Consider the following 13,430-nt stretch of genomic DNA (forward strand, 5'->3'; position numbering starts at 1 on the left):
TGCGATGCCCATTCTTGACAACGTTGGTGCTGGCGCAGTGAGGACAGTTCATCATGGCTTCCCTTGACTCTATGTCATTTTACACTGTGCAACGCCGTCTTTTAAATCACAGTGTTCTTGGGGCATCTTGTTCTGCTATCGCTCCCCAGGATGTCATTAATCGCTGACGTTCGCCACACCAAGCTTCCATACAGCGCCTTGAGAGACATGGTAGTCTTCTACGATAACGCTCTCATTGCCGCGAGAAACCCCGTGACTGCTGAGATTTACACCTACAACTTCCCAACCCGGATTCGATTTGGTGCTGGTGCCCGCACAGAGCTTTCCCAGACCTTAGCCCAGATCGGCATCCATCGACCGATGATTGTCACCGATCGCGATGTAGTCACCCTGCCTTGGTTTTCCGAGATTCCCGATGCACTCACCTTGCCCGTCGCCACCTTCAGCGGCGTCTGGGGCAATCCGGTGGTCTCCCAGGTTGGGGCAGGGCTTAGGACATGGCAAGAACATGGTGCCGATGGCATTGTGGCTATTGGTGGCGGTGCGCCGATGGATGTGGCCAAGGCGATCGCCCTCATGGCTAACCATCCGGGGCATTTGTTTGACTACGAGGATGGTAAACCAGACGGGCGATCGGTGGATCAACCTGTGCCGCCCATTGTGGCGATTCCTACGACCGCAGGCACGGGCAGCGAAGTGGGGCGCAGCACCGTGATCTCTGATGATCAGACCCATGCCAAAAAAATTATGTTCGACCCTCAGCTCCTGCCCGCTGTGGTGCTAGCCGATCCGGAGTTGCTGCTGGGGCTGCCGGCAGGGATCACCGCCGCTACGGGCATGGATGCCTTGACCCATTTAATTGAAGCCTATTTAGCTAAGGGATATCATCCTATCTGTGATGGCATTGCCCTAGAGGGAATAAGTTTGGTTGCCCAGCATCTAACCAACTGTGTACAGTTTGCCCGACGGCAAAGGGCAGGGGAGATGCTGACGCCGGAAGACCATCAGGCACACCTAGCTGCACGGGGCGGGATGCTCAATGCTTCTATGATGGGAGCGATCGCGTTCCAAAAAGGTCTGGGGGTGACTCATTCCTGTGCCCATGCCTTATCTACGGTGTGTAATACTCACCACGGGCTAGCGAATGGGGTGATGCTATCGGCGGCAATGCGATTCAATATTGTCACCGAGGGCGATCGCTTTTTGCGGATGGCGCGGGTGGTGAACCCCTTGGCCACCAGTGGCTATCAGTTTCTGGAATGGATTGATGCCTTGCGGATGGGTATCGGCATACCCGGCACCTTAACGGAGCTAGAGGTTTCATCTGACGTTCTAGATAAGTTGGTGATGGTGGCAGAACAGGATGGCTGCCATCCCCTCAACCCACGCCCGGTGACTAAGGATGATTTCTACGCCATTTACCAGGATGCCTTAGGCGCTGCTCCATGACCATACTCACCGTTACGGAGGATCCATGATCATGACCGATGTGCTGCATGTGATAAACCCCGCTACCGAGGAACTGCTGGAAGAGGTGCCGGTGGATGATGGGGAGGCGATCGCTCAGAAAGTGTCGCGATCGCGATCGGCTCAGGCGTCCTGGCGCGATCGCCCTTTTGCAGAACGAGCAGCCTGTGTGCGGGCTTTTCGCGATCTGTTGGTGGAGCACCAGGATGAACTAGCGGCTACGTTAACCGCCGAAACGGGTAAGCCGATCCGTCAGTCGCTCAACGAACTCAAAGGTACGCCAGCGCGCATCGACTTTTTTATCGATCACGTACCCCAGGTTGTGGAACCACGGATCATGTACCAAGATCCAGCGAATGCGCTACCGGGAACGGCCGCGTTGGAGGAAGTGCTCAGCTATGATCCCCTCGGGGCGATCGCTAATATCTCCGCCTGGAATTATCCTTACTTTGTGGGTACGAATGTCTTTGTCGCCGCTTTGCTGACGGGCAATACGGTGCTGTATAAACCCTCGGAGTTTGCCACGCTGACGGGATTGGCGATCGCTGCCCTGATGAAAGAAGCTGGGGTGCCGGAGGATGTATTTACGCCGGTGATTGGCGGTGGTGTAGCGGGGGCGGCGCTGTTAAACCAGCCCTTGGATGGCGTTTTCTTCACCGGCTCCTATGCGACGGGCATGAAAATTGCAGGGGCGGCGGCGCAACAGTTGACGAGGGTGCAGTTGGAGCTAGGAGGTAAGGATCCGGTCTATGTCTGTGAGGATGTGGATGTGGAGACCGTCGCTCCAGCGATCGCTGATGGGGCCTTTTACAACAATGGGCAAAGCTGCTGCGCGGTGGAGCGTATCTATGTGCATAGCAATTGCTATGAAGCCGTGGTGGATAAGTTCCTGGCAACGGTGCAGGCTCTCAAGCTGGGCGATCCCACCGATCCTAAGACCGATCTTGGCCCCCTCAGCCGTCGCCCCCAGATCGATGTCCTCCAGCGTCAGGTTCAAGACGCGGTGGATAAGGGGGCAACCCTGCGCTGCGGTGGGCATCCGGTGGATCGCCCTGGCTGGTACTTTGCTCCCACAGTGCTAACCGAGGTGACCCACGCCATGGCGGTGATGCAGGAGGAGAGCTTTGGCCCCATCATCGGCATTCAGCGCGTCTCCAGCGACGAGGAGGCGATCGCCCTGATGAACGACACGCCCTATGGGCTGACGGCATCGGTCTACTGTGGCGATCGCCAGCGAGCGACGCGGATTCTACAGCAGGTTCGCAGCGGCACCGCCTACTGGAACTGCTGCGATCGCGTGAGTCCTTACTTACCCTGGACAGGGCGTGGACATTCCGGCTATGGGTCTACCCTATCCATCGACGGCATTCGCTCCTTTGTCCAACCCCGTGCCTGGCACCTGCGTACGGTTTAAACCCCAGGCCTCAGCCGATCGGCCAATCTTTGACCGATCAGGTCAAACCAGCGATCGCTACCATGTCCTAGGTCTGCGGTGGGTTGATCACCTGAAACAGGGCTGAATAGTCCAAATCTGCCAAATTTTGCGCCATGGCTCGATGGAGAATTTGTTGCACACCCTGTAGTGCCGCCGGATCTTGTCCCACTGCCTCCGCAGCAGCGATCGCCAAGGTCATATCCTTCAGCAAATGCCGGGTAGGGAAATTGGGTTGCTCAAAGGTACGACCCACCATGCGATCGAGCTTCTTATCAAAGGTTGGCGCATAGAGAGCACTCTGGCGCACCACGTTCATAAATGTATCTACCTCCACCCCATAGCGCTGCACGAGCCCCAAACTTAGGGCAAAGGCCGTGGTCAGGGAGCCAATCAACTGATTCATGGCTAGCTTGAGCGCCGCCGCCATTCCCACCTCGCCCACATAGATCGGGTCGGGGCCCAGGTGCTGCAACAGCGGTGCATAGGTCTGAAACAGCTCCGGCGAACTGCCCACCATCACAATCAAACTGCCGTCCTTGGCCTGGGGAATGCTGCCCAACACCGGCGCTTCTAGGTAGCTGCCCCCTGCCTGCTGCACCTGCTCAGCGATCGCTTGACTCTCTTGGGGAGCGATCGTGCCCATTTGCAGCACCGTTTTCCCAGACAGGATCGATGGGTCGCTCAAGAGCACCTGCTCAATGGCTGGTGCATCAGCCAGCATCAGCACGATACAATCAACGGAAGCTATCAGTGCGGTAGGAGACGGTGCGATCGCAGCTCCTGCCTGCTGTAGGGCTTGAGTTTTATCAAGTGTTCGGTTGTAAACCGTGAGCGGAATCTCTGCCGCCATCAGTCGATGAGCCATGGGCTCACCCATTAAACCTGTACCTATGAATCCAACCTGCATCGCCAATCCTCCAAACCTCGTCATTGCACCATAGGCATTATGCAATAGACCGCAACCGGTCGTCGTCCCTCGGGCGATCGCCCTGGTGACCTTGAGTTTCTTGCATCGCGATCGATCATCGCTCAAACCGTCAGACAACTTGTTAGACAACTACCGACATAAGGTAGGATGCGATCGCCCTTATTGTCCCTTTACCCCTTTGGCAGCTCATGCAGGACATCCTTCAAGCCATCTCCAGTAGTCCCCTTGCCGCCTTCACCATTTTGCTGTTGGTGGTGCTGATTATTCCCCCTATTTTTGAGCGGCTGCGGCTGCCAGGGCTCGTCGGTTTACTTGTCGCGGGTGTTGTGCTGGGCCCTAGTGGCGTGGGCGTTCTAGATGGCGACACCGAAACCATGAAGCTGCTCTCTGACATCGGTAAGATCTATCTGATGTTTGTAGCTGGTCTAGAGATTGATCTAGGAGACTTCCGGAAAAATAAAAATCGTTCCCTCAGTTTTGGGCTAGCAACCTTTGCTGTACCCCTCATTGCGGGTACCTTTATCGGCTACCAGTTTGGCTATGGTTGGAATGCTGCCATCTTGATCGGATCACTGCTAGCCTCCCATACGCTTTTGGGCTATCCCATCGTTCAGCGCTTAGGTATTGTGCGCAGCGAAGTTGTATCGATTACCATTGGCGCAACTATTTTTACCGATATTGCTGCTCTACTGGTGTTAGCGATTTGCGTGTCTATTCATCAAGGAGAATTTTCGCCAACCAGTTTCATTTTGCAGATCACCTCTCTCGTGCTCTATGCGATTGTGGTGTTATTTGGATTTGATCGCGCTGGGAAGGAGTATTTTCGCCGCACCGGTGATGAGCAGGGCAATCAGTTTTTGTTTGTTTTATTAGCCGTTTTCTTAGCTGCTGTTGGTGCTCAGATTATCAATATCGATAAGATCGTGGGAGCATTTCTAGCAGGGCTAGCCGTCAACGACGTGGTGGGTAATGGCCCCGTTAAAGAAAAGGTGGAATTTGTAGGCGGGGTGATGTTTATCCCCTTTTTCTTTATTGGTATGGGGCTGTTGCTGGACATTCCCCTCTTTATCGAAACTCTGACCCAACAGTATTCCTTCACCCTAGCCATCGTTTTCGGCTTGCTTGCTAGCAAATTTTTAGCAGCTCTGCTGATGAAGGGAGTTTTCGGATACGGATGGTATGGCACGTTTACCATGTGGTCGTTGTCGATGCCGCAGGTAGCTGCAACTCTAGCGGCGGCCTTGGCAGGGGTTGAGGCTAACCTGATCGACAGTCAAGTCTTTAATGCCGTGATTGTGCTGATGTTAATCACCTCATTACTTGGCCCACTCCTCACCGAACGATTTGCCTCCCGGATGCCTCTGCCTAAACACTTTTTTGAAGAAGCACCCCAGGGCATCTGGTGGGAAACTCAGGCCCAGGAAAGTGTGAAAGCCCTAGAGGCTGGCTTGATTGCACCGCCGCGCTCGTTCACGGTGGTGGTGCCCGTCTCCAATCCTCTAACCACCATGTATTTGATCGAGATGGCATCTCTACTAGCCCGCCATGAAGCAGGACGCATTGTGCCCCTAGTTTTGTCTAAGGCCCACGTCCACATGGATGAACCTGCTCTTGATCATGCTATCTTCCAAGCCCGCCGCCTCTTGACGCGAGCCGTAGATATTGGCAAGTCCTTTGATGTAGTGGTGGAACCAGCCATCCGTATTGATGATGATGTCGCCAATGGCATTAGTCGCGTGGCGCGGGAGCAAGATGCGAGCTTGATTGTTATGGGTTGGGGAGAGAGCGTTGGTCTGCGTGCCCGTCTGTTTGGCAATGTGATTGATAATGTCTTTTGGTCGTCCCACTGTCCCGTAGCGGTCATGCGCTTGCTGGATGAACCCATGACGATGCGGCGCATTCTGGTGCCGGTGAAGAACGTGACGCCCCAAACCATTCGCACGATCCAGTTTGCTCTTCTGTTTGCCGATGTCAACCAAGCCGAGGTGACCGTGCTGCACGTGAGCGATCGCCGCACGTTAGCAGAATCGGTGACAGACTTTGAAACCAGCCTGTCCAATGTTCTGTCCACGGGCAGCTTCCAAAACAGTTTCAAAATTCGTCCGGCCATTTCTTCCCTGATTAGTGAAGACGTAGCCGGAACGATCATCAAAGCTTCTACGGGTTATGACTTGGTGATCCTGCGATCGATCCGTCGTCGGACTGCCGGAGGATTAGCCGTCAGCGATGTGACGACGGAGGTGGTCAATCAACTCACCTGCTCCCTCGTCCTATTTGGCGAACCCCATTCGTGACCTTCTCCCGCAACTCTACCCGTAAGGCTGAGCGCGGGCTTCCCTCCTAATCCCGACCACAGCAACGCTCAGATCGGTGTTGCTGAATCGCAAGATGCTGGGTGCTAGCGAATCGTGAGCGAGACGCTCACCCTTCATTCACCATCAAGGTAGGGTGAGCAAGATGCTCCCATGCCAATTTCATGCATTCAGTCAGCAACGTTCTCAGACCTAGCTACGCCAGCATAGAGGCGACATTGGCCGCCTTCAGCATGTGATAGGTAATCAGCAATTGCGTTAGCGCTAGGGGATAGCTTTGCAGAATTTCCCCTGTGGTGCCCACCAACTTGCCGATATTCTCATTACCCTCTAGGCTGCAAAACTGGCCGAGGTAGGGCACTTCTTGGCAAAGGACGCGCTCTAGTTCCCGCACCTGTTCCACTGTGGCATGGCCATCAATTTCTAAGACATCTACGGGTTTACCCATATCGCGATCGAGTTCGAGGCGAATGGCCGAACCGAGATGGTTGCCCTCGGCGTTGAGCATATGGCTGAGGTCGGGATGGGGAATGGTGGGACGCAGGACTAGGCGCACATTCAGCAACAGATCATCACCGGAAGAACCATCCGTGGGTGGGTAGAAAGACACCACTACATCGGCCCACTGGCGCTGAGGATCGATAAAGGCGGCGGAGTCTGAAGCCCGGGCCCGCAGTTGCTCCCGCACTTGCTCTTCGGTATAGCCTCGCTTGCGGGTATCCCGATTCACCTTCCACGACTCCCGCAATGACTCAGGCGGCGCGAGATAGACTCGCACATCATAGCTATCCCGCATACCTCGGGTGGAATAGCCCAGCAAGCCTTCTACAATCACAAATTTACCGGGCTTGATATATTCCGGTGGATCAAATTCACCACTGGAGTGGTTATAAATGGGCTTGAGAATCGGCTGACCGGTGCGCAACAGGCTCAAATGCTGCTGCATCACATCTAGATAGTTACAGTCGGGGTGAAGGGCTGAAATGCCTAGCTCTGCCCGTTGCTTGCGGTCGTATCGATGATAGTCATCCGTGCAGATCACGGTAACGTTTTCTTCCCCCAACACTTGGGCAATACCGCGAGTCAGCGTGGTCTTTCCGGCTGCGCTATCGCCAACGATGCCGAGGATAATAGGGCGATGGGTCATGGTGTCTCCTGATAGATCATCGAAGCGGCCAGGGGTGACTGTATCAGGCAAGACCGATGCATCCAAGTAAGAGTGGGTGTTTAGACGCCGTAGATGAGTCAAACGCCATATAACGGTGCGCAATGTCCCCTGTTGGTCATTGACATACAAAACAGAGGGTAGCTACTCAATCCTGGCGATCGCATCTGTGAAGCTGGTGAATTACAGTCTGTAATTTTTCCCATTTTAGAAGGTATTGGGGACACATCCTCAACTAATTTGAGAATCCTCCTATGGGTATAGAATGCTCTCTCCGGTGGGATTAGGCGGGGCGAGCTGCATCGACAGGATCGAGGGCTGGTGGAGCGATCGCTTGGTGAATGGGCAAAAGGATGGTGAAGGTTGTGCCCTGTTGTAGCGTTGAGTCGCACAGTAATTGACCGCCATGTTTGCTTTCCACGATTTGGCGGCAAATGGATAGCCCCAGCCCGGTTCCTTTGCCGGTGGGCTTGGTGGTAAAGAAGGTGTCAAAAATACGATCGAGGTGGTCGGGGGGAATGCCAGGGCCGTTGTCAGCAATGGAGATCTGGACGCGATCGCCCTTCTGCAGCGTGGAGATGGTGATGCTAGGCGATCCGGGGTTGGATCCAATGGCTTGCTCTAGGAGGGCATCAATGGCATTACTAATGAGGTTCATAAACACCTGATAGAGGGAGCCGGTGTAGCCTTCGATGGTGGGAACAGAGCCATAACATCGCACCAGTTGAATGCCGCGCTTCAGGCGATTGTGCAAAATCAGGACTGTGTTGTCGATACATTCATGGAGATCTACAGGGCGGGGGCGGCTTTCATCAATGCGGGAGAAGTTGCGGAGGCTGAGCACAATTTGGCGAGTGCGATCGGCTCCGAGCTTCATGGACTGCACGATTTTAGGTAAATCATGCTCAATAAAGAGCAGGTCAATTTCTTCTATCTTATCTTTAACGGAGATAGGAGTATCTGGAATTTCAGTTTGATATAGATGAATTAGATCTAGTAAATCTTGAATATAATCATTGGCGTGAATGACATTGCCATAGATGAAGTTAACTGGATTATTAATTTCATGGGCTACGCCAGCCAACATCTGCCCTAAGCTCGACATTTTCTCGCTCGCAATCAGTTGCTGAGCGGTGGAGGCCTTGAGATCATCTACCAAATGATCCACCTGACGAATGAGATGGTTAAGCGACAGGGCCAAAATGCCCACTTCATCACGGGTGGTGACAGGGGCCTGGAGAGAAAAATCGGAGTCTTCCGCAACCCGTTTGGCGATCGCTGTCACGTCTCGCAGGGGACGAGAGATGGCGCGGCTGGTGTAGATGGCCATCACCAAGGCGATCGCCACCGAGAGAATCACACCTAGACCAATAATCAGCGTGCTGGTGCGCTCTGCCTGAGCTAGGGCAACATCCGCCGCATCGCCCTTTTCCAGAGCTGTTGCTAGCAAACTATCTAGCGTTTTGGAAAACTGCTCAAGGTCGGTGACGACATCGCTGAGTTCAAAGGCCAACAGTTGGTCTTGCACCTGAATCATCGATTCATAGGAGCCTTCTGCCTCAAGCTGGTCGAGCAGCAGTCGCGTTTCCCGGAAATATTGCCCCACGGAGCGATTGTAGAGCTCTACAGTGGTTTGAAAGCGTTCCCGCTCCCCATTGGAAACTTGGGGGTCGTCTAGCTGATAGGCATGGATAAATTCAAACCAGGTGCGCTGAAACTGTTCTGCATGGCTGTTAAACAAGGCCTGTTGCTCTGGCAGGCGATCAGGCTGAAACGTGACGGAAACCACCTGCTGCTGATGAATGCGGGCATGGAGCAGATTGCTTTGCAGTTGCTGCAGCAACGCGATATCTTCCAGGGTTCCTTCCCGAATCGTTTTCGCCTGATCGCGATAGCTCATACTCAGGGAAATGCCGGCCGTGATGCCTACCACCGCCAGCCCCAGGGCCATGAGATAGCCCACAGCAATTTTCTGCCCCACCTTTAAGCGGGCTAACCATTGCCGAGGTCTCAGGATGGGCAATTGAGTAGACCTCGATGATAAGGATAGCTCTGTCTCTAAATTAGTAGAGCCCTGGGAGAATAAGAGCGATACAGACGATGACTTGGTCATGGTGTGACAGGATCCGCAGGTTAACAGAGCAGGCACAGGATGACCCAACACATCTGCCCCTTGGGGACATCTGTCTTGGCGGCTGTGGATCTGCTCAGGCAGCAATCACCAGGTCTACTGGGGAACGGGCGATCGCTAGGATGATGACGAGACCATCAAGGTGTTCACGTCGGATGGAACCATGGTTCCATGGAGCAGCATTCTAGACCCCACCCATCTACAGGAGCAAGCTAGCCACGCTAAGTTGCCCATAGGTTGCCCAGTTTGGGGGGTCGTCATAACGTTGAGAGACAAAAAGCGGCGTTGCTGAATGCAACGATGAAATTGGACCGTGAGCAAGAGGCTCACATGATCTTGGTTGTGCATGGACGGCAAGTGTGAGCGTTTTGCCCACGGTTGGCGCAAAGCCTCTTGCGATTCAGCAATGCCAAAGCCCCATGCTGCTTTAGCTCAGCGGCTTAGAACGCCACAGGATAGTCTAGATAGCACCCTTAATCGTTTAGCTACACAGTTTATGAAGCTAGGATCTTCCTCTCCTATTATTGGCATTACCACCTACGGGCGCAACACCGACGATCAAGTCTACCTATTTGCTAACTACCTGGATGCTCTTCGCCGGGCCGGGGCCGTGCCCATTTTGCTCCCACCAGGAGAACACCAGTGCGATCGCCTCCTGTCGTTGATTGATGGGCTGGTGCTCACGGGCGGCGGCGATATTGACCCCCAACGCTATGGCGGTTCCGGGCATCCCACCATCTATCGGGTGGATCCAGAGCGCGATCGCTTTGAGATGCACCTAGCCCAGCTTGCCCTGCAGCAACCGAAACCCATTCTCGGCATCTGCCGGGGGTTGCAGCTTCTCAGTTTAGTCAGTGGTGCGCAGACCCTTGTGCCCCACATTCCCGATGTGTTTGGCACCCAAACGCTGCACCGTACGGAACAAGCTCGCCCCATTGAGCATCCGGTGTATCTCAATCCCGGCAGTCGGCTAGCGGCGCTGATGGGGGCCGAGACGATCTCGGTTGTGTCGTGGCATCATCAGGCCGTTGATGTACCGGTACCTGGATGGACGGTCACCGGTCGGGCCGCGGATGGCCTCCTTGAAGCGATGGAACATGATACCCATCCCTGGGCGATCGCTGTGCAGTGGCATCCAGAAATGTCGCACCCCGATGATCCCCACCAGTCAGCTCTGTTGACCGCCTTTGTGCGAGCGGCCCAGGCATCCCAAGTTGTCGATCCGGTGCTGCCCCAATCCTAGATGCTGCTTCAGTCATAGGGGATGCACCGGTCAGTTGTGGGGACGGTTCGCTAGATCTTCCGGGCTATTGCAGTTAAACAAAACGGTGCGATCGCTGAGGGGCAACTCCTGCACCTTCACGGTGGCCAACCATCCCTGAAAAGAACGGCCGCCTTGGGTAATATAGTCGTCTAACGCTGGCAGCCCAGCTCGATGATAGAAACCGCAGAGCGGCTCCCAGCGATCGCCACTCCGGGGTAGCCAAGCGACGCCCAGACTGGGCGGTCGATCAGGAAGCTGGGCAACGGAGGGATGGAGAACCGCTGCGGTCAGACAAGGGAGATCGCAGGCTAGCAGCACGATCCAGTCATGCTTCTCGGGGAGCGATCGCCAAGCCTGCCAGAGTGCCACCAACGGCCCCTGAGCGCCTGCTTCGGGAATGAACCGACCGTCCGGGGGCACCTGATCTCGGTAGCGATCGCTCCAGGGCGTGACCACATAGATCGGCAGCCCCAAGCCCTGGGCAACAGCACAGGTGCGCGTCAGCAACGACTGGCCATCCACCTGAATCAGCGCCTTGTCACGACCCATGCGGGTACTCTGTCCTCCCGCCAAGATCACCGCCGCCGTCAAGCGCCAACCTGATTGAGGTAGCGGGCATCAGCTCCCAACAGCAGCTTGCGATAGAGGCGGTCAAGCTGGCTGGCGACTCCATCCCAGCTAAAGTAATCCACCACGCGATCGCGGGCCGCCCGCCCCAACTGATCTCGCCAGTCTGGCTGACTGAGAATCTGATCAATCGCTTGGGCAAAGGCCTCCGCATCTCGCACTGGAGCCAAGAGCCCCGTTTCACCAGGCACCACCGTATACTGCAATCCCCCTACGTCGCTAGCCACCACCGGCGTGCTGCTAGCCATGGCCTCAATGGTCACCAAGCCAAAGGGTTCGTAGTGGCTCGGCACCACACAAACATCCGCCGCCGCATAGTACAGCGGCAGATCTTCATCAGAAATGCGTCCAGGAAACCAGGTCTGGTCTTGCAAACCCAGGTCTGCCACCAGTCCCTCGATGCGATCGCGCTCTCGTCCATCGCTGTGCCCTGGACGGCTGCCGCCACCAATAATCAACCGCAGGCGTTCATCTTGGCGCAGGTGCGACTGACCCACCGCCCGCACGACGGTTTCAATACCCTTGCGTGGGTCAAAACGCCCGACGTAAAGCACCACCTTGGCATCGGCAGCTAGCCCTAGGGCTTGTCGAGCCGCCGCCATACTCACATGGCCAAAGCGCTCAATGTCGGTGCCGCAGGGAATCACGTCCACCCGCCCGTAAGACGATACCAGCGATCGCAAATGATCCCGCTCTTGGGGACTGGTCGCCACAACCCGCTCCGCTGTCTCCAGACAGCGCCGTTCTACCTCTAGGCGGGTCGTGGCGATCGCTGGTATCGCATCCATGGATTGATATTTCACAGCGCCGACAGAATGATAGGTATGCACCTGCTGCACCGCTTGATGCTGCTTGAGCTGCATGCCCACCCAAGACGAAAGCCAATAATTGGTGTGAATCAGCGGAAAGACATGGCCGGTTGATCGCTGGTAGTGCAAGAATTCCTGCACAAACACCGGCAGGTAGTCGAAGATGTCATCCCGGGGGACAAAGTCTTCTGGCCCTGCCGTTAAGCGGATCGTGCGACAGTTGGGCAAATGCTCAACCACCTGAGGCTGATCGGCATGGGTCTGTCGCGTAAACATCGACACGTCCCACTCCAAACGTGCCAAGGCCTCACCAACTTGGCGAACATAAACATTTTGTCCACCTGCTTCCTCTCGACCAATATCCACGGACGGATCGCCGTGAACTGAAATTAGTGCAATCGATGGATGATGAAGCGAAGAAACCATAGTCTTAACGCTTTCCAAGACTTCAAAAAGTGATCTAGAAATAAATAGAAATCAAACCCTATACCGCGACCAATCTATAGAAAGACTGGAGTTCATAACGTCCTATCACTACAAAAACAGGATGAGGACATCCGCAAGGATCCTGCCTAGACTAACGAGACACCTCATCTATTGGCAAAAGCATGGAACATCGCAACATTTCGCAATATTGCTACATACATTTTAACGACCAATCTTGCTAGCCATTATTGCAAATAGTTAAGAATATCCCTCAGAATCAAACTATGTTCACAGGTAACAGTTTAAGGTCTAAAAAAATTTATAGATTAATGGGGGAACAATGTCCAGCGATCGCAACTGAGCTTGACATTGATGTTCCTATGACATGAGTTTTTTGAGTTAAGCCATCCGTAGAAACAGGGCATAAATCTTAACATCTTAGTCCTAAAAAACTTCGTGGATTTACTGGTTAAGGTTTATGAAAAAGGCTGAGCGAGCCTCTCCTAGGAGTAGGCAAATCAGTCGTCAAGACGACGTTGGCGTAACATGGGGCATACCCAGTCATTCGTCAAGAAACATGGATATTTCTAATCCTATCCATGACTTTGCAGCATGAAGCTCTCATCGTTTCATAAGCCGCATCATCGCCTTGAATCGCCACACCTGCGAAGCTTTTCTGGATAGGATGATGGAGCTGAGCAGCCATCCTCTACCTATTCACCCATTATACTTCAATTACTTGCTGTGGCTGAGACTCAGCCGCCATCCACCCAGTTCAAACAGCCATCACTGCCCTACGTAGTCTTCCCTATTCATCTCAGCGAGAATCCTTACGACCTTCCGCAAGATCAGCGTCTACGGCAACC

General features: G+C 54.4%; 9 protein-coding genes. 4 read left to right on the top strand and 5 right to left on the bottom strand.

Features of this window, described 5'->3' with window-relative positions; all coding sequences use genetic code 11:
• Positions 1 to 252 precede the first annotated feature (252 nt).
• Together JUJ53_RS09785 and JUJ53_RS09790 are read left to right on the top strand one after the other, a co-directional pair.
• A complete protein-coding gene (locus tag JUJ53_RS09785; protein WP_204151826.1) occupies positions 253 to 1,449 on the top strand; it encodes an iron-containing alcohol dehydrogenase in 1,197 nt (398 codons plus the stop codon).
• Positions 1,450 to 1,480: 31 nt separating this feature from the next.
• A complete protein-coding gene (locus JUJ53_RS09790) occupies positions 1,481 to 2,881 on the top strand; it encodes an aldehyde dehydrogenase family protein (protein WP_204151827.1) in 1,401 nt (466 codons plus the stop codon).
• 67 nt (positions 2,882 to 2,948) lie between these two features.
• Here the strand turns inward: JUJ53_RS09790 and JUJ53_RS09795 are convergent, their stop codons facing one another.
• A complete protein-coding gene (locus JUJ53_RS09795) occupies positions 2,949 to 3,809 on the bottom strand; it encodes an NAD(P)-dependent oxidoreductase (protein ID WP_204151828.1) in 861 nt (286 codons plus the stop codon).
• A gap of 209 nt (positions 3,810 to 4,018) precedes the next feature.
• Here JUJ53_RS09795 and JUJ53_RS09800 point away from each other — a divergent pair, with 209 nt between their 5' ends.
• Positions 4,019 to 6,124 (top strand): cation:proton antiporter, encoded by a 2,106-nt coding sequence (locus tag JUJ53_RS09800; protein ID WP_204151829.1) that lies wholly within the window; start codon positions 4,019 to 4,021, stop codon positions 6,122 to 6,124.
• A gap of 214 nt (positions 6,125 to 6,338) precedes the next feature.
• On the opposite strand, the gene JUJ53_RS09805 is transcribed toward JUJ53_RS09800, so the two are convergent.
• Both JUJ53_RS09805 and JUJ53_RS09810 read right to left on the bottom strand, forming a co-directional pair.
• Positions 6,339 to 7,289 carry a phosphoribulokinase gene (locus tag JUJ53_RS09805; RefSeq protein ID WP_204151830.1) on the bottom strand — a complete coding sequence of 317 codons (951 nt, stop codon included), beginning with the start codon at positions 7,287 to 7,289 and terminating at the stop codon, positions 6,339 to 6,341.
• 301 nt (positions 7,290 to 7,590) lie between these two features.
• Positions 7,591 to 9,420 carry an ATP-binding protein gene (locus tag JUJ53_RS09810; protein WP_204151831.1) on the bottom strand — a complete coding sequence of 610 codons (1,830 nt, stop codon included), beginning with the start codon at positions 9,418 to 9,420 and terminating at the stop codon, positions 7,591 to 7,593.
• Between the two features lie 514 nt (positions 9,421 to 9,934).
• Between JUJ53_RS09810 and JUJ53_RS09815 the strand changes: the two genes are divergently transcribed.
• Positions 9,935 to 10,681 (top strand): gamma-glutamyl-gamma-aminobutyrate hydrolase family protein, encoded by a 747-nt coding sequence (locus tag JUJ53_RS09815; RefSeq protein ID WP_204151832.1) that lies wholly within the window; start codon positions 9,935 to 9,937, stop codon positions 10,679 to 10,681.
• A 30-nt stretch (positions 10,682 to 10,711) separates the two neighbouring features.
• Here JUJ53_RS09815 and JUJ53_RS09820 read toward each other — a convergent pair whose 3' ends face one another.
• Both JUJ53_RS09820 and JUJ53_RS09825 read right to left on the bottom strand, forming a co-directional pair.
• Complete coding sequence (locus JUJ53_RS09820; RefSeq protein WP_239124945.1) at positions 10,712 to 11,293, bottom strand: molybdenum cofactor guanylyltransferase; 582 nt, start codon at positions 11,291 to 11,293, stop codon at positions 10,712 to 10,714.
• Positions 11,290 to 12,564, bottom strand: coding sequence for a glycosyltransferase family 1 protein (locus JUJ53_RS09825; RefSeq protein WP_204151833.1), 1,275 nt, complete (start codon positions 12,562 to 12,564; stop codon positions 11,290 to 11,292). The genes JUJ53_RS09820 and JUJ53_RS09825 overlap by 4 nt, the downstream gene beginning before the upstream one ends.
• Between the last annotated feature and the right edge of the window lie 866 nt (positions 12,565 to 13,430).

Source organism: Leptolyngbya sp. CCY15150 (assembly GCF_016888135.1).
Classification (GTDB): domain Bacteria; phylum Cyanobacteriota; class Cyanobacteriia; order RECH01; family RECH01; genus RECH01.